We start from the raw sequence: 24,825 nt of genomic DNA on the forward strand, positions 1-24,825 counted from the left end.
GACCAGACGAACTTGGAACGGCTCAGGAGCCACCGCGATTTCGTAGCCGTATTGCGCCGCCGCCGACGGGTGTCCGATGACGACCTCGTCGTGCACTACCTCGTACCGGATGGTGTCGGGAAAGTCGAGACGGACGGCGCATCGAGACGCGTCGGGCTCGCCGTTTCGAAGGCGGTGGGCAATGCGGTCACGCGCAATGCGGTCAAACGCCGCTTCCGCGTGCTCGCACGGCGCTACGAGGACGAACTTCCCGCGCATGTGAGCGTCGTGCTGCGCGCGAAACCAAGCGCGGCCCACGCGTCCTTCGCGTCGCTCGACGCGCAGATGGCGTCGCTTTTCCGCGCGGTCAGACACAAGACGGAACGTTCATGACGAATGCAGGGCAGGTGTTGATTCGCTGCATCCGCTGGTACCAACGGCGGATTTCGGCGAACACCCCGCCCTCATGTCGTTATTACCCCAGTTGTTCGAACTATGCGATCCAGGCGATCAGGCGCCATGGCGCCGTCCGCGGCGTCACGCTCGCCGCGCTGCGCCTGCTGCGCTGCCGCCCATGGAGTGCGGGCGGCATCGACGATGTGCCGCAGCGGTTCTCATTGTTCTACAGATTCTCGTGGTCACGCGCGCATGAAGAGCCGCGGCTGACCCCTTTGCCTCACGACGAAAAGGAGTGAACGGGCGCATATGTCGGAAAATTTCTTATTGGATAGCGGATTCTGGGGGTGGCTGTACAAGCTGCTGACCCCGGTCGAGTGGCTCATGACGCAGGTCATGTACTGGTTCCACAAACTGCTCACGCTCATCGGCATGCCGGCCGTGGGCTTGTCGTGGGTGCTGTCGATCATCTTCCTCGTCATCGTCGTGCAGGCGTGCGTCTTCCCGCTCTTCTACAAGCAGATGAAGTCGATGCGCGGCATGCAGGCGATCCAGCCGAAGATGATGAAGATCCAGAACAAGTACAAGGGCAAGAACGATCCCGCGAGCAAGGAAGCGATGCAGCGCGAGATGATGAAGCTCTACAAGGACAACAACGCCAACCCGGCGGGGTCGTGCCTGCCGATGCTCATCCAGGGCCCGGTCTTCATGTGCATGTTCTACGTGCTCTCGGCGATCCCGTACATCGCGCGCGGCAAGCGCGCGCCGCTCGGCGCGTTCGACGTCGCGACCGCGAAGGAGTTCTCGAAGACGACGTTCTTCGGTACGAGGGTCTCCGACACGTTCACGACGGCAGGGACAAGCGGCAAGATCGTCATCGGCATCTTCGTGTTCGCGATGTGCGCGTGCCTGTGGTACATGCAGTGGAACACGATGCGCCGCAACACGGCGCCCGCGTCGATGAACAAGCAGGCCGAACGCATGCAGAAGATGATGCTGTGGATCTTCCCGGTCATGTACATCTTCTCCGGTGTCGCAATGCCGTTCGCAGTGCTCGTGTACTGGCTCGCGAACAACATCTGCAACCTGCTGCGCTCGTTCTGGCAATTGCGCGAATTCCCGACGCCCGGTTCCCCCGCGGCGCTCGACAAGGAGAAGCGCGACCACGACAACGAGAACAGGAAACGCGCGCGTGAAGGCCGTCCGTCGATCGAGGAACAGGAACTCATCGACGCGAAGAAGGCGGCGGAACGCAAAGCCTCGCAAGGCCACCAGCGCCAGCAGCCACAGCGCAAGAACCGCAAGAAGAAGTAGCGTACGCCTTCATCAGGTCCCACGTCCCGCAAATGGACGTGGGACCTTCCCATATGTCGTACCCCCACGCCAGCCACCGCACTCCGGTACGCTGAGGTGGCTGTGGGCGTACCGCCCTGCGTGTATCGCCGCGGTGCGGTGCGTTGCGGCACGCGTGGCGCCTGGTGGCGGGGGACTGCCTTACACTAGAGAGTGCATGAGTATAGGGTCGGCATATCGCCGCCGGCCATATGAATTTGTGGACAACGAGACATCCGGATATATGCAAGGAGTGCGTATGGTGCAGGACGAAGAACGAAGCCTCGAACAGCTCGACCGCGAGGCCGACATCGCAGCCGACTACCTTGAGGGTCTGCTCGACATCGCCGATTACGAGGGCGACATCGAGATGGGTGTGCGCAACGGACGCCCGATGGTGCAGATCGTCGCCGACGATGACACCGACATCAAACACCTCATCGGCCGCAACGGGGAGGTCGTGGACGCGCTCCAGCAGCTGTGCCGCCTCGCCGTGCAGCAGGAGACGGGCGAACGTTCGCACCTGATCGTCGACGTCGACGGTTTCCTCAAGCGCAAGCGCCAGGTCCTGCGTGACATGGCGCTCGACGCGGTCGACGATGTGCGTGAGACGGGCGAACCGGTCGATCTCAAACCGATGAACTCGTTCGAACGTAAGATCATCCACGACGTCGTGCGCGACGAGGGCCTGCGTTCGCGTTCGCATGGTGAGGAGCCGAAGCGCTATGTGACGGTCTATCTCAAGCACAACGACGCCGATGGTGACGAATACGAGGAGGACGACGAATACGTCGTCGAGGACTGACGGTTCCGTCATCCGAACATCGTGATCGTGCGGGGCGCACCGGGGACTTCCGGTGCGCCCCGCACGATCGTTCGTAGCCACTGCCGATGGCATACGTTGCCGTCGGCAAAATGTTTCACGTGGCGTAAAAAACGTTTCACGTGAAGAAAAGTATTGGGAAACGGGGATGTTGCACGTGAAAACGGTATAGGATGGTGCGTTATGAGTGACGAGATCCATACCGACGAACAGCTCGCCGATGCCCCGGTACTCGAAGCGGTATTCGGTGATGCGCTTGAGCAGATCAAGGTGTTTCACGGGAAACTATCGCGAGAGGGGGAGCCGAGGGGGCTCATCGGCCCGCGCGACGTGGACATCCTGTGGGAGCGCCATCTGCTCAATTCCGCGGCGATCGTGCCGTTCGTCGTCGAAGCGACCGAAGACAGGCAGTTCAAGACCGTCGCCGACATCGGCAGCGGCGGTGGATTCCCGGGGCTTGTCGCCGCGGCGATGCTCCCCGACCGCACGTTCACGCTCATCGAACCGATGGAGCGGCGCTGCGCATGGCTTGCCGAATGCGTCGACGAGATGGGGTTGAAGAATGTGAAGGTCGTCCGCGCGCGCGCCGAGGAGGCGATCGCCGCGCTCGACGAACGCAAGCCCGAAGGTAAGCGCCATGTCAAGGCGTCGATCGTCGTCCCCGAGGAGGTGTGGGATGCGATCCGCCATCCATTCGCGGCCGTGACGTGCCGTGCGGTCGCGCCGCTCACGAAGCTCGCAGGGTGGACGTTGCCGCTCGTCGAGCCGGGTGGTGAGCTCATCGCGCTCAAAGGGCGTTCCGCGCAAGCCGAGATCGACAAGGCGCGCAAGATGATCACGAGATACGGCGGCGTGCGCCCCCGTGTCGTGACGGCGCCCGTCGGTGAGGGGCTTGAGGACACGAGGGTCGTCATCATCAACAAGAAGACGGCGAAACGATGAGTTATCCACAATGTGCACGAATAGAACGAAGTTATCCACATTGATGGTTGTGGATAACTTCGGTTGTCAATAAACACTGCAATATCAACGATAAGAAGACGAAACACACGTGTCGGGAACATGGGAAGACGGTGAGTTATCCACAATGTTCCACAAGTTATCCACAATGGGACGGATGTCGGTTCCCTGTCCACGTGACTACAGAGACTTGAAGACACTGCGACTCAATTAGGAGGACAGTCCTCGTGACAGAACAAAGGGATATCCCCGGCATGGAAAGCACAACGGAGACGCTTGCGCGCATATTCAAAGGCAGCGACTCCGGCGTAGGTTCGCAGATCGCGGACGAATCGTCACGGTACGAACGCATCAACGCCGCCAAATTCAAACGTCCGGCGGACACGCGGCGCATCGCCGTCGCGAACCAGAAGGGCGGCGTCGGCAAGACGAGCACGGCCGTCAACGTGGCCGCCGCTCTCGCGCAGGCGGGCATGCACGTGCTCGTCGTCGACATGGATCCGCAGGGCAACGCGTCGACCGCGCTCGGCGCGAAGCACAATTCCGGCGACCCCTCCGTCTACGACGTCATCGAAGGACGCGCGACGGTCGCCGATGTCATGCAGATATGCCCCGAATACGAGACGCTGCACGTCGTGCCCGCATCGATCGATTTGTCGGGCGCCGACCTCGAACTCGCCGACATGCCCGACCGCAACAACCTGATGCGCAACGCGCTCGACGCGTTCCTCGACGCGAGCGACACGCACTACGATTATGTGTTCGTCGACTGCCCGCCGAGCCTCGGACTGCTCGTCATCAACGCGATGTGCGCGGTGAGCGAGATGCTCATCCCGATCCAGGCGGAATACTATGCGCTCGAAGGACTCGGACAGCTCATCAACACGATCGGCCTCGTCCAGTCGAACTTCAATCCCGAACTGCTCGTCTCGACGATGCTCGTGACGATGTACGACAAGCGCACACTGCTCAGCCGCGAGGTGTACGAGGAAGTCAAGACGCACTACCCAAGCATCGTGCTCGACACGACGATCCCACGCACCGTCAAGATCTCGGAAGCGCCGAGCTTCGCGCAGACCGTCGTCAGCTATGACCCGCGCGGCATGGGCGCAATCGCGTACCGCGAAGCCGCGCTCGAAATCAACAACAGGTCCGCGGTAGTGCTCGAAACCATCGCGTCGAGAAGAAACGAGGAGTGACATGGCATCGAAATCACGTTTGGGCCGGGGACTCGGCGCATTGTTCCCGTCTCTGCCCGGCGAGCAGGCGACGACGCACACCACGCCCGACGAGACGGCCGCGGCTCCGCAGCAGCCACAACAGCCGCGGCAACCACGACAAGCCAAGCCCAAGGCGGCGAAACCGGCGGCAGCAGGACAGCCACGAGCGGCGCGCGACGAGCAGCCGCAGCAGGGGCCTGTCTCGCCGCTCAGCTCGACGATCCCGTCGATGGGCGAGATGACGCGCCATGCCGACACCGTCTCGAAACTCTCGGCACCGATGACGCTCCAGCCGGAAGCGGCGGAACACCGCCCCGTGCGCGAGACGACGGCGTCCACGGAGGGGCGGACGGACGGACAGCCAAACGCGAAACCCACATCGTCGAAACGCGCGCCGATGCCGGCGATCGGCGACATCGCCCATCCAAGCGACATGTTCTTCGACGGCACGCCGATTGTGCCGAACACGACCGCCGCGCCGCACGGCAGCGACGAACAGCAGCTCAAGCCGGTCGAAGGCGGGTATCTCGTCGAACTCGACGTCACCCAGATCGGACCGAACCTGCACCAGCCGCGGACTGTGTTCGACGATGACGAACTGCACGAACTCGCGGAATCGATCAAGGAAGTCGGCGTGCTGCAGCCAATCGTCGTACGCAAACGCCCCGTCGAACAGATCCGCGCGGCGCACGCGCAGCCGAAACACGACAGCGGCGACCGCTTCGCCGACCGCATGGACAGCGCATACGAACTCATCATGGGCGAACGACGCTGGCGCGCGTCGCAACTCGCAGGCCTCGAGGCGATCCCGGCGATCGTCAAGACGACGGCCGACGACTACATGCTGCGCGACGCATTGCTCGAAAACCTGCACCGCGTCGCGCTCAACCCACTCGAGGAAGCAGCCGCATACCAGCAGATGATCGACGAATTCGGCCTCACGCAGATGCAGCTTGCACGCTCCGTCTCGAAATCGCGGCCGCAGATCGCGAACACACTGCGCCTCATGAACCTGCCCGCGAGCGTGCAGAAGACAGTCGCCTCCGGCAAGATCTCGGCGGGCCATGCGCGTGCGCTCCTCGGACTGCCGGACGCGGCCGCGATGGAAGCGCTCGCGAAACGCATCGTCGACGAAGGACTGAGCGTGCGCAGCGTCGAGGAAATCGTCTCGATGCAGGCGAGCGACCACCAGAAGAAACCAAAGACGAACAAGCACAACCCATGGGCCGGTTCCCCGATCCAGCAGAGCCTTGAGGAACGCTACGGCACGAAAGTCTCGATCAAGGGATCCGAACAACACGGCCGCATCGAGATCGTGTTCTCGTCACCGGAGGAAATGGACCGCATCATCGCGCTCCTCGACCCCAATGGACGATAGACGACGGACGATAGACGACGGAAGGAAGTAAACGCCGATGCGCGCCGCATGGCTGACGTCACCCTACGTGTTCCTGTGGTTCCCGCAACTGTGCGCGCTCGCGTTCCTCGCGCTCGTCGTGCGCTTCGACAGACGGTCGTTGTGGTCGGGGTTCGCGTTGCTCGTGTGCATCATGACGGTCGGTGTGACGGCCGCATGCCTGTACGTCGACACGATGGACGTCATCCCGGCACAGTGGATACGCGACGCGATGCTGTGGATCGGCGTGCTCGCGGCCGTCGTCGTCATCGCCTTCCCGTTGCTCCTCGGCGTGTTCCTGACCGCGGAAGGCTGCCGCCTGCTGCGCAGGGAGGGCGTGACGGCCGCCAATTGCCTGTCGCTCGCCGCCGGTCTGTTCATCCTGCTCGACCTGACGCTCATCCCGTACCTTGTGTCGCTTGTGCGCAACGGGGTGTTCGCATGGTGCTCCGCACTCGCCTCCGCATGTGTGCTGTTCTTCTCCGCGCAGCTCGCGATCTACTGCCTGTCGTCAATCGTCAACCTCGTGCACATCGGAAAACCGAAGCACCTCAAGCAGATCGTCGTCCTTGGTTCGGGCCTCTTCGGCACGACCGTGCCGCCGCTGCTGCAGAACCGCATCCTCACCGGCATCCGGCTGCAGCACGACGCGCCGCACGCCGTGCTCATCCTCTCCGGCGGTCAGGGCCCCGGCGAAGACGTACCCGAAGGTCGCGCGATGATGGCGTGGGCCTTGCAGCACGGTGCCGATCCAGCCCGGACGGTCGCCGAGGAGCGTTCGCGCAACACCGAGGAGAACCTCGAATACTCGGCGCGTCTCTTTCCGGATCCGCTCGGCAGGACGGCGATCGTCTCGACACGGTACCATGTGCTGCGCGCGCTGCTGCTATCGAAACGGCTGCATATCGACGCCATCGGCTACGGGTCGGCGACGACATGGTACTTCTCGCTCAACGCACTGTTGCGTGAGTTCATTGCGTTCGTCGTCATGACGCGCAAACGGCAGGCGATCGTGCTCGGCATCCTGCTCACGCCGTTGTGGCTCGTCGCAATCGGCGGCATCGCGCAATGGGCCATGTCGATTGGTTGAACCAGGTCACGCAGGGGTCATGCCTGCATTACGCTTCGGCGGCTTCCTCAGCCGCCTCCTCGGCGAGCGATTCGAGGTACATCTGCACGTCGATCGCGGCACGGCAGCCGGTGCCGGCGGCGCTCACCGCCTGCTGGTAGACCGGGTCGGCACAATCGCCCGCCGCGAACACACCGGGCACGTTCGTGCGCGTCGAGGCGCCTTCGACGACGATGTACCCGTGGTCGTCCAGTTCAACTGCGCCACCGAGGAACGCCGTCTGCGGGACCTGCCCCGCCGCGATGAACACGCCGTTCGCGTCGATCTCGCGCGTCTCGCCCGTCCGCACATCACGCACACTGACCGACATGACCGTCTTCCCGTCGCCGTTGATGCTTGTGACGACGGTGTTCGTCATCACGTCGATCGCCGGGTTCTCCAACGTGCGGTCGACCATGATCTTCGACGCGCGGAACGTGTCGCGGCGGTGCAGCAACGTGACCGAGGAACCGAAACGGCTCAGGAAACCGGCCTCCTCCATCGCCGAATCGCCGCCGCCGACGACGACGATCGGCTTGCCGCGGAAGAAGAACCCGTCGCATGTCGCGCAGTACGAGACACCCTTGCCCGCGTATTCCTCCTCGCCGGGCACATCGAGGTGTCGGTAGTACGACCCGGTCGCGATGATGACGGCGCGTGCGCGGTAGACGTCGCCGCCGTTGCAATGCACGGTCTTGATCGTCTCGTCAAGGTCGGCCGATTCGACGTCGTCGTAGACGAGTTCGGCGTCGAATCGTTCCGCCTGACGTTGCATCGCCTCCATGAGGTCGGGGCCGAGCACGCCATCGGGGAAGCCGGGGAAGTTCTCGACCTCCGTCGTATTGACGAGCTGGCCGCCCGGTGTGAGCGCGCCTGCGATGACGAGCGGCTTGAGCCCCGCACGTCCCAGATAGATGGCCGCCGTGTATCCCGCGGGGCCGGAACCGATGATGATGACGTCTCGAATTTCACTCATGCTCTCACAATAGGCGCGCCGCGGCGTTTATGCCACGGTATTGCTCTCGGCACACGCGACGCTCAGAACGCCTTGACCGAGTTGATGTACAGCTGGTTGCCCGGAAGGCTGTCGAGCGGCACCCACATGATGAGGTCCTGCGTTTCGACGGGTTTCGTGAACTTGACTTCCGTCGTGCCGCCATCGGCGAACGTGAACTCCGCGACCTGCTCGCCGCCCGTCGGATTGTCGGCCGTCGCGTTCGCGTAGACGAAGCCCTTGCCGCCCGACGACCGGATGCTGACGACGATCCTGTCGACGTTCTCCTTGTTCTGCAGATGCAGATAGTAGCCGTAGCCCTGCTGTCCCGCAGGGCGGTCGAGGAACTGCTGCGAGGCGACCGGATACGCGGTGTTGTTCGGCGCCTTCGACGGCGTCTGCGTCGGCTTCGGCGCATCGGACTGCTTGCCCGTCGCGTCCGGCGTCTTGACCTCGCCGCCGTTGCGTTCGCCGAACGGCACATCGTCGAGGTCCGCATCCGGCCAATACGTCGTGTCCTGCTTGCCGAAGCCGAAGAGCGACCCGCTCGTCGCGAGGCTGTGGATCGCGAATCCGAGCGCCGTCGCGACGGCGAGCGCGACGACGATGATGACCGCGGCACGTCCCGTCTTCTTTTTCTTCGGCTGTTCGTCGTTGAGGTTCGACGGTGCCTGCGTCTTCGGGCGTTCCTGTGGCGCGAAGCTCGGCGGCAGCGCCGGCGCGCCCATGACGTAGGTCGCATCGATGTCCTCGCGTTCCTTGCGCAGTTCGCGCTGCGACTGCGAGCCGTCGGGCAGTTCGTTGCCGTCCTCGTCGATCGCGGGCAGATGCCCCGTCGCCGTCGCCGACATCGGCGTCGCCGCCGACGACGTATTGATCGTGCTGTCGCGCACAGGTGACACGTCAATCGGCACCGTCATGCGCGACGGCGTCATCGGTGTCTCCGGCACGGCGTTCGGGTCGAAGGCCGTGAACATCTCGGTCGCGTCGTTCGGTGAGATCTCGGGAATCTTCGCACCCGTGTCGTCGGTGCCTCCCATGATCGCCTTGCTCTTGTTCCACAACGCCTTGAACGAGCGGCCGGATGCCTGATCCCCGTCGGCCTGCCCCTGCTTTTCCGCGGTCTCCTCTTCGAGTTCGGCGAGCGAATCAGGGTCGAGCTGCTGCGCGGGGAACATCATCGACGGCATCGTCTGCGAGGAGACCATCGAATCGGGAATCGGGAGGATGTCGCCGGGAAGCGCGGGTTGGATCATCGCGCGCACAATCGAGCATTCGCCGTCGACGCCCGTCAGGCGCACATCGTGGCGCGTGAGCGCATGCAGCGGCTTGCGCGCGCCAAGCAGCGCGTCCATCTCGGCCATCGTCACGAGCGGCACCGTCGGCTTGACGCCATCACTGAGCTCAAGGCCGCGTTTGACGATGAGATGGAACTCGACGGGCGCGTCCTCCGGTAGCGCATCGAGCGAGAACCGCGGATGCATCGTCGACGGCGTGCGCGTGAGCATGCCATAGAGCACACCGGCGAGCTGGCGGATCGCGCGGCGTTCGTCGTTGTACCCGGCGGGCGTGTTCGCCGTGTCCGCAAGTGCGGCGCTCACCGGGGTGTCGGCGAGCTGCACGCCGTTGCGCGTCAGACGGACCGTGTCCGTCGACAGCGAATTGTGGGTGAGGCGGTCCTTCTGCAGGACGCGGACCGCGTCCATCGACTCGCCGATGATCGTGCGCATCGCCTCATAGCTGAGCACAGGCGGTGTCGCGCCGTCATCACGCATGTATTCGGTGAGCGAGACGCCCGCATCGAGCCTCGTGAGGATGACGGCGATGTCACCGTCGTGCTGCAACTGGATGACCTGCGTGAACCGTGGGTCGTGGGACGCGGCGAGCGTGCCCGCGATCGCGTTCGTGTTCTCGAGCACCGCGCGATTGTTGACGATGAACAACTGGCAGTCGCGCGACAGGACACGGTCGTTCGATTTCCAGACCTGCAGCCCCGCCTCTTCACGCAACGGTGACACGAGCGTGTATCGGTTGAGAATCGTATCTCCCAGATGAGGCTTCATGTTGTCCCCTGATTCGTAAGGCCGTGAGGATGTCTGCACCGTCATTCTACTGTCCGCGGTGGTCGGCGGCGCAGACGGCCGCGCGACGTTGGCAGACAGCGCAATCGGCGGTTCGGCAAGGGCCGCCGGGACCGGCGGATCGAGCTGCGCGAGTTCGTCGATCGGCGCCGCCGGCGCGATGCGGCTCAGCTCCGGGATGACGCGCGTGCTGTCATCGTCGAACGCGATGCCATGTGCGGCGTCGAACGCACGTTCCTCATCGTCGACGGCGTCATCGATGACGGAATCGGTGCGCGCGCCATCCTGCACACCCTGTGCGCCCTCCGCGGACGCCGTATCCGCCGCGCCGACGCGCCCAAGGCGTGCGCGGACGGCCACGACGACCTGCGTGAGCTCCTCGGTGCGCAACAGCCACAGCACCGCAAGATACACGGCGACGATCACGATGAACAGGACCGCGGCGGCACCCACCGCACGCAGCCACCCCACCGCACCGGCACTCATCGGATCGTCGACGTGCAGCAGACGGTACAACGGACGCCGCAGCGCGAAACCGATGACACATGCGACGACGGTCGCCGTGCACGCCTTGCCATACGTGAGCGCGATACGGCGCCCATCAAGCGAACCATCGAACCGTTTGCGCAGCATATGCACAAGCGGAACGAACGAAATGAGATAGCTCACGGACACGCACACGCCGATCGCTGCCGCCCACTGCGTCGGCGGCAGCACACGTGTGCACAACAGGATCGAACCAAGCTGCAGCGCGTACATGATCGCCATGAACGTGAACGGCGAACGGCCATCCTCGAACGCATAGAACGTGCGTTGGATGATCAGGTATGCGCTCGCGAGCGGCAGGCACACGCTCAATCCCATGAGCGGTCCACACATGAGGATCGCCTGGCCGACGGAGACGGTCGGCAGCAGCGAGCGTGTGATCGCGAGCGGCATGACGAGGAACGCGGCCATGAACAGGAACATGATGATGCCGACCGTGCGCAACGAACTGCTCAGGTCGCCGCGCGCGCGCTCGAGGTCATCGTCGGCGATCGCGGCGGAGATCTGCGGGAAGATCGCCGTCGCGACCGAGACGGCGATGAGCGAATACGGCAGCAGGTAGATCGTGTACGCGTTCTGGTAGGTCGCGTTGCCGGCGACGTCGAACTGGCTCATATGCATCGTCCGCTCGGCGAGCGACGGTGCCGCCGTGAGGACGCGCGTCGAGATGATGTTGGCGATCTGGTCGATGCACACGATGCCGAGGCTCCACGCGGCGATCGGGCCCATCGTGCGCAGGCCTATGCCGCGCACGCCGAAGCGCAGATGGAATCGGAAGCCGGAACGCAGCAGCGGGACAAAGAGGATGAGCGCCTGGAACATGACGCCGAGCGTCCACATGCCAGCTGTGAGCGCGATCTTCGGTGTCGTCCACTGCCCGGCCGAGGACTGCGAATGGTTGCCGAACAGGACGATGAACAATGTGAAGCCGATGCAGCTGATGACGTTCGCGCCGACCGAACTCCACGCGTACGCGCCGAACTTGTTCTTGACCGCGAGGATCTGACCGAGGACCGTGTACAGGCCATAGAAGAAGATCTGCGGCGTGCACCACAACGTGAACGAGCATGCGAGGCTGATCAGTTCGGGGCCGCCGCTCACGTACAGCCGTGTGATCCACGGGGTGAGCACCGCCATCAGCACGGTCACGCCAAGCAGGAGCGTCACGGCGAACGTGACGATCTTGTTGAGCTGCTCCTCGGCGTTGTCACTATGCAACGTGCGCACGATGTGCGGTACGAGGACCGCGTTGAAGATGCCGCCCGAGACGAGCGTATAGATGACCTGCGGGATCATCGAACCGGCCTGGTACGCGTTCGCGGCGAGGCCGGTCGTGCCGATCGCCGCTGCGAGCAGGATCGTGCGGATCTGGCCGGTTATGCGGGACGCCGCCGTGCCGGAAGCCATGATGAGCGAATTGCGGCCTACGGAAGAACTCATTCGTCGGGATCCTTCTTGCGGTGGAATTGGCGCCACAGTCCGAGCAGGCCAAGCGCGGCGGCGATGATGACGATCGCGAGGCCGCTCTTGTCGCTCAGTTGCAGCGAACTGGTGATCGAGGTCTGCTGGACGGCGCCGAACGGCTTGTTGTCACGGTCGAACAGCTGTTCACGTGCCATCGTCGTGCCTGACGTCGTAACGCGGATCGAAATCGACGCCTGGGTCTCGCTGTGGGCGGGGACGTGGACGTCGGTCACACGCGCCGTGACGATTTCGATCGAATCGGTGCGTGACGATACGCGCACCGCGATCGGGAACGGCAGTTTGTTGCTCACCGTCACGGGCATCGACGCGGATTCGGACAGGACATTGACATTGCCGGACGGGATGAGTGTGATCTCGCCGAGCGCCGCGTCGGCGAGCCCGTGCGCCGCGTCGCGCATCGCAGTCGTGAGCGTGGCGTCGCCTTGGAGCGCGAAGAGCGCGAGTGTGTCGTGCGCGTCGAGGAGGCGTCGCGCGTACGCGGTTTCGCTGAGGTCTGTGCGGTCCGCGCCCGCACCGTTCGCACCATTCGCGGTGTCGGCATCGGTGGACACGGCTGCGGATGCGGACGCCGACACCGATGGAGACACGGGGTCGTCCGCATCCGTATCGTCCGGGCGTTGTCCGGATGCGCCCGCGGGGCGCGCGAGAATCGACGACGCGAGCCTCATGAGGTCGGTGCGGCTCGCGCCGAGTTGTTCGAGTGTCTCGCGCACGGCGTCGATGTGCGCGCCGCCGACGCCGACGTTCGCGTTGATGAGCTGCGGCATGAGGTCGCTCGATACAAGCGGTTCGTGCTGGGCGAGGTCATCGAGTGTCTTCATGTCGAGCCAGTCCGCGCCGTTGAGCGTGTCCATGAGCGCACTGACTTCGCCCGGGGTGACGTCGTCGCCGAAACAGACGAGCAGTGTGCGCTCCTCATACGGTTGTTCCATTTGATAGAACGCGCTCTGCGCGAGGAAACGCGCGATGCGCCCCGCATCCGTCTGTTCGGCGTTCGCGTGCGCACTCGATGGGCGCGCGTTCGCGAGCGCCGTAAGCGTCGGTTGCGCGGCGAGCACGGTGACGTCGCCGTGCCCGGTCGGCGTACGGTAGACGAGCGTCTCCGCGGTCGCATCGTCGGTCACATCGAAGTCGTCCGTCGCGATGACGGTGTCGTAGCCTTGCGCGCGCGCCGCGTCGAGCGCGTCGATCGTCCAACTGTCCGCGCCCTGCCATGCGACCGTCGGCGCCGTCGCGGACGTGTCCCCGAGCGTACGCCGCAGCCGTGTGAGCGCGCTGTCCGCGCTCCACGCGCGTTCGGAGACGCCCGCGTCCGCGTAGGCGTCGGCGTCGCGCATACGCGCATACGTCGTGATGTCGAAGCGCGCGGGTTGCATGAGCGCCGTCAGATGCGGCGTACCGAGCGCGTCGAGCACCGCGGGGTCGACGACGACCTGGAGGTGCGGATAGTTCGTCGCCAACTGGTCTTTGTCGTGGAGCGCTTTCGTGTGCGCTTCGTCGAGCGTCGCGATCGAACGCGCCGTATCGTCGCGCGCGGCGGACGAGATGAGCCGCCTCCGCGCCTTCGTATCGACCTTCCAATCGTGCGACGTGAGCGGCATGACGACGCTCATCCCGATCGATGGTGTGCGCACGCCATCGACGCCGTCCTGTGCGCGTGTGATGTAGGTGTTGAGTGTTGCGCTCGCGCCTTGCGCGTTGTAGAGGATGCGCAGCGGCCGCGGCCCCCACGTCGTGAGCGCCGCGAGCGCACCGTCGTGCGCGTCGACGCGCACGTGCGCGCTCACGCTGCCTTGTGCGGGCACCGACGTGACGTCGACGTGCGCGAGCGCGAGCGGTGTGTCGATGTGCGCGTCCGCGTCCGCCCATTCCTGTACGTCGGTGCGTGAGACGAAGTTGTAGTCGGGGTTCGTCAGGATGTCGACATCTCCGTCGTCGAGCGCCGCGTCGGTGTGGTTCGCGATCGTGAGCGTCGCCGAGAATCCGGAGGTTGTGGTGATGATGGGCGTCATCGCGTCGATGGTGAGCGTCACGCCGTCCGTGGGGTCTGTCGTCACCGTGTCGTCGTCCGCGGCCGCCGTGTGCGTGTGCACGTCGAGCACCATCATGATCATCATGAGGAGCGCCATCATCGTGCACCAAACGCGTGCGTGGGCGCGCGGATTGGTGTGACGTCGGTTCACGTTAGCCCTGCCTGTTCAGTTTCCTTGCATACAGCCAAGCTATCTTACGCTCGTTGGGGTAACTGAGCACGTCGTCCAGATCGGCGAAGTCCACCCAGATGGCGTCTTCGGCCTCGTGGTCCGGGTCCCCTTCCACGGTCAGTTCGCCGCCGACCTGGCGTAATGCGAAATGGTGGACGAGTTTGTGGACGCGTTGGCTGGTTCCGGTAAACCAATAGTCTATCGTGGCGATGGAATCGACGACTTCGCCGAGGATGCCGGTTTCCTCGTGCACTTCGCGCACGGCCGTCTGTTGGGGTGTCTCGCCTTTTTCGATATGCCCCTTCGGCAGGCACCATTCGAGGTGGCCGCTGCGTGAATGGCGCGCGATGATCGCGACGCGGCCGCGCGTGTCGAAGACGAGGCCGCCGGCCGAGTATTCGCGTACGATCGGCAGTTCCTGTGCGTCGAGTGACGCGAACGTCGTGGGGCGGTCGCTGGTGCGGCGGCGCGGCATGATCGCGGGCGTCGGCGTGGCCGCCGCGTTCGGTGTGCGCGGTGCGTCCTGTGTGCCTGATGCGTGTGAGGTGCCTGGTTCGCGCATCGTGATGCGCAGTGTTTCCGACTGCGACGTGTACATGAGCTCGTCCGGTGCGAGCGGTCCGCGGGCATGGTTCGCCGCAGCGTTGGCAAGCATGCGTGCAACGTCTGCGGGTGTCGTCATACAGTCCACCTTACTCATGTTTTGCCGCCGGTGGGGTACGGGTATGCTTGAAGGGCAGAACGCGCCGGCGGAAACTCCGATGGAAGGCGCCGTCTGCGCCGAGCACGACCATTGGCCGGAAAGGGAGCTTGTGAACTTCGAAGTGTGGCCGGAAGCCATTGAATTGGGAGAGATGTTCGCCGACGCGGGATACGAGCTCGCGCTTGTCGGGGGGCCCGTGCGCGACCTGCTGCTGCACCGTCCGTCGCATGACCTTGATTTCTGCACGTCGGCGCGTCCCGAGGAGTTCGAACCGATCCTCAAACGTTGGGGGCATGACGGGTTCTGGGACATGGGCCGCAAATTCGGCACGCTCGGCGCGTTGCGCCGGCGTTCCGACGGCACCGAGGTCAAGGTCGAGGTCACGACCTACCGCTCGGACGTGTACGATCCGCAGTCACGCAAGCCTGAGGTCAGCTATGGTGATTCGCTTGAAGGTGACTTGTCGCGCCGTGATTTCACCGTCAACGCGATGGCGTTGCGTGTGCCGGACCTCATGTTCGTCGACCCCTTTGGTGGCGCGAACGACCTGCAGCGCAAGGTGCTGCGCACGCCCGTCGACCCACGCCAGTCGTTCGACGACGATCCGTTGCGCATGATGCGCGCCGTGCGTTTCGTCGCGCAGCTCGGCTTTTCGATCGAACCGGAGACGGCCGAGGCGATCGTGGACATGGGTGGCCGTCTTGACATCGTCTCCGCGGAACGTGTGCGCGACGAACTCGTGAAACTGTTGTTGTCGGACCGTCCGCGCGCGGGCGTCGAGGCGTTCGTCGATTCCGGCCTTGCCGACGTTGTGTTCCCCGAGATCCCCGCGCTCCAGCTGGAGATCGACGAACACCACCGCCACAAGGACGTCTTCGAACATACGATGATCGTCATCGACCGCGCGGTCGCGCTCGAAACGGGTCCTGACGGTCCTGTGCCCGGACCTGACCTCGTCCTGCGCCTCGCCGCGCTCATGCATGACATCGGCAAGCCGAAGACGCGCAGGTTCGAGGCGGGTGGCAAGGTCAGCTTCCACCACCATGACGCCGTCGGCGCGAAACTCACGCGCAAGCGCCTCAAGGCGCTGCGCTTCGACCATCACATCGTCGACGACGTGAGCGACCTCGTCGACCTGCATCTGCGGTTCCACGGCTACGTCGACGAACCGTGGACGGATGCGGCCGTCCGCCGCTATGTCAAGGACGCGGGCCCGCTCTACGAACGCCTCAACCGGCTCACGCGCGCCGACGCGACGACGCAGAACCGCCGCAAGGCGCTTGTGTTCAGCTCGGCGATGGACGAGATGGAGGAGCGTGTGCGCACGCTCAAGGAACAGGAGGACCTCAAGGCGATCCGCCCGGACCTCAACGGCGACGAGATCATCGCCGAACTCGGCATCGAACCGGGACCCGAAGTCGGTGTCGCGTACCGCCATATGCTCGACTACCGCCTCGACCACGGACCGGTCGACCATGACACCGCCGTCGCCGAACTGCACCGTTGGTACGACGAGCGCAACGCGCGGCAGACGTCTGCATAGATCCGTATGGCGGCGCTCAGCCGACCTTCGTATGTTCGGGGGACTTCGGCAGCGACGTCAGTTTGTCGGGTGCCTTGCAGCCTTCGGTGTTCGGGATGTCGGAACCGGTCTTCGGCACATCCTCGGTCGGGACGAGATCCTTGAACGTCGCACCGAGGACGACATCGACGAGCTTGTCGTCACGGTCGTCCATGACCATCTGCGCGTCGCTGAAATTGCTCGCGAGCGTATACGCCTGCGCGATCGCGTTCCTACCGAAGATGATCTGTGTGCGTTCGACTTTCGAACTGTCGTAGTTGTCGACGCCCTGGACGACGAATTCGCGGTTCTCGAGCGCTTCGGCGACGGCCTGCGCGAAACCGGAGAACTGGGTGCCATTGAGCACACGCACCGTCACCGAACGGTTGTCGACGTACTTCGGCGTCGAACCATCGGCTGCGGGAGAGACACACGGCGCGGTCCTGCCGTAGTTCGCCGATTCCTTCGTCTGCGCGGTCTCACCGAGGCCACCCACATGGAAGAACACGAGCAACGACACGACGAGCGCGACGGCGAGCACGACGCCGACGATGCCGAATACGATCGACTGACGCTTGCGTACGTATGCTTTGCGGGCCTCGCGCGCCCCGTTGTTCTGTGCCATACCCATCCTTGTCCACGAGGTGTCTGCTGTCCCACCTTATCCCATTATGCTGACGCGTCAGCGGCGCCCGCGCGCACGTGCATATCCGCGCGCCACGTCAACGTCCGGACGTATCGATGATGGGTGTGACGGGCGCGTGCGCGACGAAGAGACGGTCGACGGCGTCCATGCGCGTCCACGCCTCTTCGACGGCGCGTGCGGTGGCGTCGTCGGGGACGAATGCGCATACCGACGGCCCCGATCCGGAAACGAACGCCTGCGTCGCGCCCGCGCCCTTCGCGAGCCCGATCGCGGCGCCCGAACGCGGGTGCAGCGACACGGCGGCCGCCTGCAGGTCGTTCGGTGCGCCATCGCCGCCGAGGACGTCGAACGCCGCATACACTTCCGGTGTGCTCAGTTGCGCGCGGTACGCGCCGACGAGCACGCGGCCGCTGTACCCGTCGGCGCGCAGTCGCGCGATGCGCTGATCGTCCGCGGGCACGGGGGTGACGACCTCGCCATAGCCGCCGCCGTGCGCGTAGCCGCCGACAAGGCAGAACGGCATGTCGGCGCCGAGTGTCGCCGCGATCGGCGCAAGCCGTTCGAGCGGCCAATGGAGGTCCCACAGTTCGTTGAGCGCGAGCATCGTGCCCGCGGCGTCCGCGGAGCCGCCGCCGAGCCCCGCGCCGACCGGGATGCGCTTCTCGATCGTCACGGCGACGTCCGGTTCGCGCCCGCACGCCTTCGCCATCGCGAACAATGCGAGCATCGCATGGTTGCGCAGCATGTCGCTGCTCGATGCGGCAAGGTCGCCGAGATACTGCCCGGAGAGTTCCAGTGAGCAGCCTTCGCCCGCACGCCGCTGTTCGAGGGTGACCGTGTCATAGACGCCGACCGCGCAGTACATCGTGTCGAGCGCATGGCGGCCGCCCCACTCCTCGTGTCGTGCGCCCACATGGAGCGTCAGATTCGTCTTTGCCGGGCAATCGACGCTCACGATCGTGCCGCTCATGCGCCGAGCTCCTTCGCCGCGTCGGCGATGCGCACGAATTCATCGACCGTGAGCGTCTCGCCACGGCGTGCCGCGTCGATGCCGGCCTTTTCGAACGTGCCTTCGGGCACGACCTTCTTCAACGCCGCGTGCAACGTCTTGCGACGCTGGCCGAACGCGGCGTCGATGAGCGCGAACACGGCCGCGCGGTCCGCAGAAGCATGCGTCGCGGGACCTTCGTCTGGCGCATGGCGGTCGAAGCGCACAAGCGCCGAATCGACGTTCGGCGCGGGCCAGAACACGTTCCTGCCGATGGTGCCCGCCGGCTGCGCTGTGCCGTACCATGCGAGCTTCACGCTTGGCGTGCCGTAGATCTTCGACCCCGGCTGCGCCGAGAGACGGTCGGCAACCTCCTTCTGCACCATGACGAGGAACGAACCGAGGTTGTCGAACCGTTCAAGCAGCGTGAGCAGGATCGGCGTCGCGACGTTGTACGGGAGGTTCGCGACGAGTGTGAACGTCGCGTCGTCGCGGAAATCGGGAAGGTTCCCGGGTGTGAGTGTGAGCGCGTCCGCGCGCACGACGCGCAGGCGTGCGGCCGCGTCCGGCATGAACTCGGCTATCGTCTGCGGCAGGCGCTGCGCGACGGGAGAGTCGATCTCGACGGCCGTCATCCGCGCGCCCGTTTCGAGGATCGCGAGTGTGAGCGAACCGAGTCCAGGGCCCACTTCGAGCACATGGTCGTCGGCGCCAACGCCGGCCTCGCGCACGATGCGGCGTACGGTGCCGGGGTCGATGACGAAGTTCTGCCCGAATTTCTTCGTCGGGCTTATGCCGGCGTCGGCGGCGATCCGCCGGATGTCGGCGGCGCCGAGCAGATGGCCGCCCATGGTGGGCGTCGTGTGTGTGTCAAGTTCGCTCATGCGGATCTGTCGTCTTTCCTCGGTTGGTGAAGATGGTCCCGGTCCATCGGGATGCATCGGGACGAAGCGAGTATGCCGCGCGGGCCGGATGTGCCGCGCGTGGGTTTTAGTACCAGCCGACGCGTTCCGAATGCTCCCAGGCTTTCATCGGGGAGCCGTAGCATCCGGAGATGTAGCTCAGGCCCCAGTCGATCTGCACGGCGGCGTCGTGCTTCCAGTTCGAGCCGAATGCGGCCATTTTGTTGCCGGGAAGCGACTGCGGGATGCCGTAGGCGCCCGAATACGGGTTCTCGGCGTTCCAACGCCATCCGGATTCGCGGTTCCACAGTTTGACGAGGTCGCTCCAGTTCTGCCCCGTCCAACCATATTGTGCGGCGGCGCCCGCGGCATACGCCTGCGCGGCTGCCGCTGATGGACGGCACAGACGACAGTTCTCGGCGGGTGCGCTTGGCTGCTGCGGCTGTTGCGTCGGTTGTTGCGTTGGTTTGGGTTGCTGGGTCGGCTGTTGCGTTGGTTTGGGCTGCTGCGTCGGTTGCTGGGTCGGCTTGGGCTGCTGCGTCGGCGTTTGTGTCGGCGTCTGCGTCGGTTCGGGCTCCTGCGTCGGCGTCTGCGTCGGTTCGGGTGCCTGCGTCGGTTCCGCGGTCGGTTCGTGCGTGGGCTCGTCCGACGGCCCATCGCTTGGCTGTTCGCCCGGCGTGTCGGCACCCGCGCCGGTGCCATCGTCCGCGCCGTCCTTCGTGCCATCGTCGTCGCCGCCGCCATTGCCGCCGTCGCCGTCCGAGGGGACTTCGACCTTCTCGGGACCGACGGTGACGACCTCGTCGAGCGCTGCCTTCGTCACGACCTCGTCCGTCTTCGTCTTCGTCTCCGGTACGCCATCGACGTAGGTGACGCGGTACGTGATCTGCTTCTCGCCGTTTTCGCCGGCCATCGAGACGCGTGACGTGCCCGGCTCAAGCGAGTCGTCCTGCACGGTGCGCGTCGTATAGGGGATGACGACCGTCTGCGTTTCGTCGCCATAGGTCACGCGCTGCACGCGCAGGATCGTCTTGCTGTCTTCCTTCTGCACGCTCACACGGTCGTCCTTGCCGAGCGTGATGCCTTTCGCATCGAGGATCGACGCCGCCGGCAGCTTGCCGTTCGGCGCGACCGATGTCTTGCCGTCGGCGATCACGGTGACGGGGCCGTCCGTGTTGATGACCATGCCGCCGGTGAGTTGGTTGTAGACGTTCGTGATGTCGACGCGCACGCGCGACGCCGCGACTTCGTTCTGCTCGAAGAAATCGAGCAGTTGGTCGGCGCTTTCGGCGACCGTCCAGAACGGCATCTGCTGTCCGTCGATCGTGATCGTCGTCTGATACGCGCTTTTGACGGTGACGACGTCGTTATCGACGAGTGTGCCGTCGCCGGTGTTCTTGACGACGTCGTGTGTCTTGACGTCAACGTGCTGTTCGCGCAGCAGTCCGCTCACCGTCGTCGCGTACGTCGTCAGATACCGTGTGTCCCCGTTGACGTCAAGCGCGACCGATTTGCGCGCGGTGAGCGCGAACGTGAGGCATGACGCGAGCACGAGCGCGACGACGCATGTCATGACGCGGATGCGGCGCAATGTCACGGTTCGTTTCGGTGACCATCGCTTGGTCATGGTTCCCCTTTTCCTGCACGGTGCTGTTCATGCACGATTGTACTGAGTCGAGCCGCCATTCGCGTCCGCGCTGTCCGCGGTGGTGTCCACGGATGCGTGCCGACGGCTTGGCCGGCGTAAAGGGAAGGCCCCAGAGGTGGACTCCGGGGCCTTTGTTAAGGAAGGGGTGGGGGCGAGAGAGAAGGGGATGTTCTCGCCCCCTGCAGGTGAAGCTGGTTGGGGGGATGCTTCACCCGCACCAGAGGGCTATGGTTGGGGGAGCCCTCTGGATTTTGCTTACTCGGGGGTAAGTGTTGCTTTGCTATGAGTTGAATCACCCATACCGGTTATGAGTATACGGATTCATCGCGCTCAATGCAAATCGAGCCTCCTGTCGGGATCGAACCGACGACCTGCCGCTTACAAGGCGGCCGCTCTGGCCATCTGAGCTAAGGAGGCGTTGCGCCTGCCGGGGCGTTGGACGCACCGACCGTTGAATAGCATAGCAGTTCATATGGAACGGTCAAGGCGACAGTGCGCGTTGAGCCGGTTACACACGGTATCTTCACGTTTGACGGTGCCATACCGGGTGCGTCACAGCGGCTTATGGAATGAGCGCTTTGCCGTCCGCGCCGATCGAAGGCAGGTCTCCCTTGACGCCGATGTCCGCGGGCTTGAGCCCAATCGCTTCGCACAGCGCATCGGTGAGCGAGTCCTTGCTCGTGACCTTCGCGTCATGGAGGTCCCAATACCGGCCGTTGATCGTCACCGTCGGCGTCGACATCGAACCCTTCGTCGAACCACTCGTGCTCCACAGCTCCTCACGTGTCGGCGTGTAGGTGTTGACGGCGTCGAGGTAGTCGTCGTACTGGCGTGTGATCGCCTTGTTCGCGACGTCCTTGTCGACGCCGGCGTCGACCGCGCGCTGCGCGATCTTCTCGTCGCTTATCGGCTCATACGCCGTTTCATCGGGCTGGAAGTCGGCCGCGTACAGATTGGACATGAACTTGAGCAGATGGTCCGGGTCCGGGTCATGGTCGGCGATGTACAGCGCGGCATTCGCCGTGCGTGTCGAATACTCGTCGGTCGAGAACCGGTCCATGAACGACATGAAGTGCAGGTCGAGGTTGATCTGCCCCGCGTCGGCCATCTTCACGAGGTCTTTGTCGAGGTTCTGGTTGAGACTGCCGCATCCCGGGCACATGAAGTCCATGTAGATGCCGATCGTCGGCACGTCCTTGACCGGTTTGTCATAGCCGTCGGCGGATATGAGGATGCCGCCCTCGTCATCGGCGACCGACGGTTTCGCCGGGGACGACGCGAGCGTGTCCTTCGCGCTCGTCGCATCCTCGCTCGACGTCGACGAGCTGTTGTTCGCCGACGGATGGGTGCTGCGGTAGACGGCTACACCTGCGATGACGATGAGCACGACGAGCACGGCCGCGACAATCACGCCGATGATCGTCTGCTGCCTGCGTTCCTTCGCCGCTTGCGCCGCGCGCGCCTGCTGCTCTGCGGCTTCGGCTTGCCGGCGGCTTTCGCGGCCGCTCTTGGATGGGTTGGTACGGGCCATCGGTTTCCTTTCCTGTATCTGTCTTGAGTGTAGGCGTCCGCCAAGCCAAAATCCATCGTGCACGCGCATCCATCACGAACTGCCCACATGACCGGGCCGCAGGCCGTGGGATGGCACGCTCTACCACGGCAGCAGCGGCCACCATCCGACGGCCGGAGACACTTCGATGTTGATCGCCGCCGCACATGTGCATGCAACGAGGATCGCGAGCCATACCCATTGGCGGCGATCGTCCGCGGGAGGCAATTGCACGCGCTCGCGCTCACGCCGCGTCAGGCCGAGCACATGGCCCGCGCCGAGGCGGATCGGCACCGAACCCGGGCCGAGCACGACGAGGAGCCATCCGGCGGCGAACGCGGCGGCGCATGTGGCGCCCGTCGCCGACGCCGGCGCCATGTCGGGCACACCGAGCATGACATCCCAGCCGAACAGCCGGAGCGGCTCATCGTGGCACGGCAGGCCGAGCATGACCGTCGTGATTGCGATCGCGAGCGCCATCACAAGCCACAGCGCGAGGATGTTCGGGATGATGAACATCGTCGATTTGAGCAGATGCCATGGGAAGGATATCGCGCGGATCGCATTATCCGAGCCGCGGCGCTCGCCCTGATGGCGCAGCATGCGCGCCGTCTGCGCGGCCGCGTTGTACCCAATCGCCATGAGCATCCACAACACGCATGACGCGGCGATGAGCGCGACGACGGGCAGGCTCGCGGCAAGCGCGGCGAACGGAATCGTGAGCAGCAGGCATGCGAGGCGGCCACGTGCGGCGAAGCATGACGTCGGATCGACCAGTGCCGGCTGTGCCATCTGCTGTGGACCCTGTTGCGTCGTCTGTTGCGGCATGACCGCCTGCCATGGGGGTTCGTCGGTGCCGGCGCGTTGCGGCTGCGGCGCGCATGCGGGAGCCTCCCCCCGCGCCGAACGGGGCGATGGCGGCAGAATCGCTTGCGTCGCCTCCGCATCGGCGCCTGGCATGCCGGTGCCATCCGCAGCCGTTTCGAGGACGCGCGTCTGCGGCAACGCGCTCGTCGTATGCTCGAGCGGTGTCGTCGCGGCTTCGTCCGCCGCGCCCAACGGCCGTGTCGCCGTCGGTGGCGCGGGAGGGTCAAGCGCCGCGGCCTCCTGGTTCACGACCGTGCGAAGCGGTTCGCGCGCGGGCTGCGCCTGTGCCGGGATGGCGTCCGCGGCGCTGCCGTTCGCTGCGCCGTCATGCACTGGGCCGTCGCCGATCGCGCCGTCGCCGAAGGTGCCGTCCGCACGCTGCCGGCCCGCCGAGAACAGGATCGACGCGGTCGGCATCGATTGCGCGCGCCATAACGAACGGGGGTTGTCGACGCTTTCGTTTTTCCTGAACGCCGCTCCGGTCGCCGGGGCGGACGCCTCAAAAGGGAGGTTCGATTCCGCCTCCCACGCGTCCGCCGATATCGCGTCGAGCAGCTCATCCGGTGTGCACCGTTCCCCGGGCTGCGGCGAGAGCGCGGCACGGAACGCCTGCATCGTGCGCGGCGGCAGCCCCTGCAGGTTCGCGTTGCCGGCTGCCTCGCGCTGGAGCACGGCGAGCATCGGCTGCGTGCCGAAGACCGGCGCCCCGGTCGCCGCGAACGCGAGCACCGACGCCGTCGACCACCAGTCGGTCGCCTCGGTCGCCTCATGTCCCTCGATGATCTCGGGCGCGATGAAACCGGGCGTGCCCATGACGAGCCCTGTGCTCGTCACATGGCTTTCGCCTTCGCCCATCGCGATGCCGAAGTCGACGAGGATCGGCCCCGTCACCGAGACCATGACATTCGTCGGTTTGATGTCCCTGTGCACGATGCCCGCCCCGTGCACGGCGCGTACGGCGTCGATGAGCTTGCCCGCGAGCCGTTCGAGGTCGCCGCCGACGTATCTGCCATTGCGCACGACGTCCTCGCGCAGGTTGTCGCCTTCGATGAGTTCGGTGACGATGAACGCGAGCGAATCGTCGAGTTCCATGTCGACGATGCTGCACACCCCTGGGTCCTTGATGCGTTTGAGCGCCATCGCCTCACGTCGCAGGCGCTCGCGCGCGGTCGCCTGCGCGCGGCGTCCTTCTTCGTCGACCGCATCGTCGTTGAGCGAGTCCCTCAGTATCTTCATCGCGTAGCTTGTGCCGCCGCCATCCGTGACACGCCACACCGATCCCATCGCGCCCGCGCCGAGTCGGGAGTCGAGCGTGTAGCCGCCGACGATGTCGCCGGGTTTGAGGTTCAAAGCGTGCAGATCACTCATGGTTCCTATCGTAGGGGCCGTTGTGCCGATATGTGCGCAATATCGCTTCGTATATGGCGTCTGCTGTGC

19 protein-coding genes and 1 tRNA gene are annotated in these 24,825 nt (G+C 64.8%); 9 read left to right on the top strand and 11 right to left on the bottom strand.

Features of this window, described 5'->3' with window-relative positions:
• The first annotated feature begins 12 nt into the window (after positions 1-12).
• The 8 genes from rnpA to B1526_RS00145 all read left to right on the top strand — a co-directional run bounded on the left by rnpA (position 13) and on the right by B1526_RS00145 (position 7,196).
• Complete coding sequence (gene rnpA / locus B1526_RS00110) at positions 13-372, top strand: ribonuclease P protein component (protein WP_095614113.1); 360 nt, start codon at positions 13-15, stop codon at positions 370-372.
• Complete coding sequence (gene yidD, locus B1526_RS00115; RefSeq protein ID WP_095614114.1) at positions 369-674, top strand: membrane protein insertion efficiency factor YidD; 306 nt, start codon at positions 369-371, stop codon at positions 672-674. The genes rnpA and yidD overlap by 4 nt, the downstream gene beginning before the upstream one ends.
• 10 nt (positions 675-684) lie before the next feature.
• The gene (yidC, locus tag B1526_RS00120) at positions 685-1,689 is read left to right on the top strand and encodes a membrane protein insertase YidC (RefSeq protein WP_095614115.1); all 1,005 of its coding nucleotides are present in this window, start codon (positions 685-687) and stop codon (positions 1,687-1,689) included.
• Positions 1,690-1,966: 277 nt separating this feature from the next.
• Complete coding sequence (locus B1526_RS00125) at positions 1,967-2,512, top strand: Jag family protein (protein ID WP_095614116.1); 546 nt, start codon at positions 1,967-1,969, stop codon at positions 2,510-2,512.
• A gap of 201 nt (positions 2,513-2,713) precedes the next feature.
• On the top strand, positions 2,714-3,472 hold the full coding sequence (rsmG, locus tag B1526_RS00130) for a 16S rRNA (guanine(527)-N(7))-methyltransferase RsmG (RefSeq protein ID WP_095614117.1): 759 nt from the start codon (positions 2,714-2,716) through the stop codon (positions 3,470-3,472).
• Positions 3,473-3,744: 272 nt separating this feature from the next.
• Positions 3,745-4,689 (top strand): ParA family protein, encoded by a 945-nt coding sequence (locus B1526_RS00135; protein ID WP_095614118.1) that lies wholly within the window; start codon positions 3,745-3,747, stop codon positions 4,687-4,689.
• 1 nt (position 4,690) lies between these two features.
• Positions 4,691-6,088: a ParB/RepB/Spo0J family partition protein gene (locus tag B1526_RS00140; protein WP_095614119.1), complete on the top strand. Its 1,398-nt coding sequence runs from the start codon at positions 4,691-4,693 to the stop codon at positions 6,086-6,088.
• A gap of 37 nt (positions 6,089-6,125) precedes the next feature.
• Complete coding sequence (locus tag B1526_RS00145; protein WP_095614120.1) at positions 6,126-7,196, top strand: YdcF family protein; 1,071 nt, start codon at positions 6,126-6,128, stop codon at positions 7,194-7,196.
• Positions 7,197-7,224: 28 nt separating this feature from the next.
• On the opposite strand, the gene trxB is transcribed toward B1526_RS00145, so the two are convergent.
• From trxB to B1526_RS00165, 4 genes are all read right to left on the bottom strand, one after another.
• Positions 7,225-8,190, bottom strand: a complete 966-nt coding sequence (gene trxB, locus B1526_RS00150) for a thioredoxin-disulfide reductase (RefSeq protein WP_095614121.1) — start codon at positions 8,188-8,190, stop codon at positions 7,225-7,227.
• A gap of 62 nt (positions 8,191-8,252) precedes the next feature.
• A complete protein-coding gene (locus tag B1526_RS00155; RefSeq protein WP_095614122.1) occupies positions 8,253-12,275 on the bottom strand; it encodes a lipid II flippase MurJ in 4,023 nt (1,340 codons plus the stop codon).
• Positions 12,272-14,452, bottom strand: coding sequence for a DUF6049 family protein (locus B1526_RS00160; RefSeq protein ID WP_133088380.1), 2,181 nt, complete (start codon positions 14,450-14,452; stop codon positions 12,272-12,274). Before B1526_RS00160 ends, B1526_RS00155 begins: the two co-directional genes overlap by 4 nt.
• A 52-nt stretch (positions 14,453-14,504) precedes the next feature.
• Positions 14,505-15,206: an NUDIX hydrolase gene (locus B1526_RS00165; protein ID WP_162287904.1), complete on the bottom strand. Its 702-nt coding sequence runs from the start codon at positions 15,204-15,206 to the stop codon at positions 14,505-14,507.
• A gap of 130 nt (positions 15,207-15,336) precedes the next feature.
• On the opposite strand from B1526_RS00165, the gene B1526_RS00170 reads away from it, so the two are divergent.
• The gene (locus tag B1526_RS00170) at positions 15,337-16,770 is read left to right on the top strand and encodes a CCA tRNA nucleotidyltransferase (protein WP_201260109.1); all 1,434 of its coding nucleotides are present in this window, start codon (positions 15,337-15,339) and stop codon (positions 16,768-16,770) included.
• Positions 16,771-16,786: 16 nt separating this feature from the next.
• Here B1526_RS00170 and B1526_RS00175 read toward each other — a convergent pair whose 3' ends face one another.
• The 7 genes from B1526_RS00175 to B1526_RS00205 form a co-directional block, all read right to left on the bottom strand.
• Complete coding sequence (locus tag B1526_RS00175; RefSeq protein WP_095614125.1) at positions 16,787-17,413, bottom strand: LytR C-terminal domain-containing protein; 627 nt, start codon at positions 17,411-17,413, stop codon at positions 16,787-16,789.
• Positions 17,414-17,510: 97 nt separating this feature from the next.
• Positions 17,511-18,404: a 4-(cytidine 5'-diphospho)-2-C-methyl-D-erythritol kinase gene (locus B1526_RS00180; protein WP_095614126.1), complete on the bottom strand. Its 894-nt coding sequence runs from the start codon at positions 18,402-18,404 to the stop codon at positions 17,511-17,513.
• Complete coding sequence (gene rsmA, locus B1526_RS00185) at positions 18,401-19,306, bottom strand: 16S rRNA (adenine(1518)-N(6)/adenine(1519)-N(6))-dimethyltransferase RsmA (protein WP_162287905.1); 906 nt, start codon at positions 19,304-19,306, stop codon at positions 18,401-18,403. Before rsmA ends, B1526_RS00180 begins: the two co-directional genes overlap by 4 nt.
• Before the next feature lie 106 nt (positions 19,307-19,412).
• Positions 19,413-20,951, bottom strand: coding sequence for an aggregation-promoting factor C-terminal-like domain-containing protein (locus tag B1526_RS00190; protein WP_095614127.1), 1,539 nt, complete (start codon positions 20,949-20,951; stop codon positions 19,413-19,415).
• 364 nt (positions 20,952-21,315) lie between these two features.
• A tRNA-Thr gene (locus B1526_RS00195) sits at positions 21,316-21,389 on the bottom strand.
• 145 nt (positions 21,390-21,534) lie between these two features.
• Positions 21,535-22,503 (bottom strand): DsbA family protein, encoded by a 969-nt coding sequence (locus B1526_RS00200; protein WP_095614128.1) that lies wholly within the window; start codon positions 22,501-22,503, stop codon positions 21,535-21,537.
• A gap of 120 nt (positions 22,504-22,623) precedes the next feature.
• On the bottom strand, positions 22,624-24,756 hold the full coding sequence (locus B1526_RS00205; RefSeq protein ID WP_095614129.1) for a serine/threonine-protein kinase: 2,133 nt from the start codon (positions 24,754-24,756) through the stop codon (positions 22,624-22,626).
• Positions 24,757-24,825 lie beyond the last annotated feature (69 nt).

Origin of the sequence: Bifidobacterium criceti (assembly GCF_002286935.1) — a bacterium.
GTDB lineage: Bacteria > Actinomycetota > Actinomycetes > Actinomycetales > Bifidobacteriaceae > Bifidobacterium > Bifidobacterium criceti.

Bases quoted from the DNA above. Each gene is read 5' to 3' on its own strand.
- rsmG (WP_095614117.1), top strand. From the start codon at position 2,714: ATGAGTGACGAGATCCATACCGACGAACAGCTCGCCGATGCCCCGGTA.
- rsmA (WP_162287905.1), bottom strand. From the start codon at position 19,306: ATGAGCGAACTTGACACACACACGACGCCCACCATGGGCGGCCATCTG.
- yidC (WP_095614115.1), top strand. From the start codon at position 685: ATGTCGGAAAATTTCTTATTGGATAGCGGATTCTGGGGGTGGCTGTAC.
- trxB (WP_095614121.1), bottom strand. From the start codon at position 8,190: ATGAGTGAAATTCGAGACGTCATCATCATCGGTTCCGGCCCCGCGGGA.
- B1526_RS00155 (WP_095614122.1), bottom strand. From the start codon at position 12,275: ATGAGTTCTTCCGTAGGCCGCAATTCGCTCATCATGGCTTCCGGCACG.
- B1526_RS00200 (WP_095614128.1), bottom strand. From the start codon at position 22,503: ATGGCCCGTACCAACCCATCCAAGAGCGGCCGCGAAAGCCGCCGGCAA.
- B1526_RS00205 (WP_095614129.1), bottom strand. From the start codon at position 24,756: ATGAGTGATCTGCACGCTTTGAACCTCAAACCCGGCGACATCGTCGGC.
- B1526_RS00160 (WP_133088380.1), bottom strand. From the start codon at position 14,452: ATGATGGCGCTCCTCATGATGATCATGATGGTGCTCGACGTGCACACG.
- B1526_RS00125 (WP_095614116.1), top strand. From the start codon at position 1,967: ATGGTGCAGGACGAAGAACGAAGCCTCGAACAGCTCGACCGCGAGGCC.
- B1526_RS00175 (WP_095614125.1), bottom strand. From the start codon at position 17,413: ATGGCACAGAACAACGGGGCGCGCGAGGCCCGCAAAGCATACGTACGC.
- yidD (WP_095614114.1), top strand. From the start codon at position 369: ATGACGAATGCAGGGCAGGTGTTGATTCGCTGCATCCGCTGGTACCAA.
- B1526_RS00135 (WP_095614118.1), top strand. From the start codon at position 3,745: ATGGAAAGCACAACGGAGACGCTTGCGCGCATATTCAAAGGCAGCGAC.
- B1526_RS00140 (WP_095614119.1), top strand. From the start codon at position 4,691: ATGGCATCGAAATCACGTTTGGGCCGGGGACTCGGCGCATTGTTCCCG.
- B1526_RS00145 (WP_095614120.1), top strand. From the start codon at position 6,126: ATGCGCGCCGCATGGCTGACGTCACCCTACGTGTTCCTGTGGTTCCCG.
- B1526_RS00165 (WP_162287904.1), bottom strand. From the start codon at position 15,206: ATGACGACACCCGCAGACGTTGCACGCATGCTTGCCAACGCTGCGGCG.
- B1526_RS00180 (WP_095614126.1), bottom strand. From the start codon at position 18,404: ATGAGCGGCACGATCGTGAGCGTCGATTGCCCGGCAAAGACGAATCTG.
- B1526_RS00190 (WP_095614127.1), bottom strand. From the start codon at position 20,951: ATGACCAAGCGATGGTCACCGAAACGAACCGTGACATTGCGCCGCATC.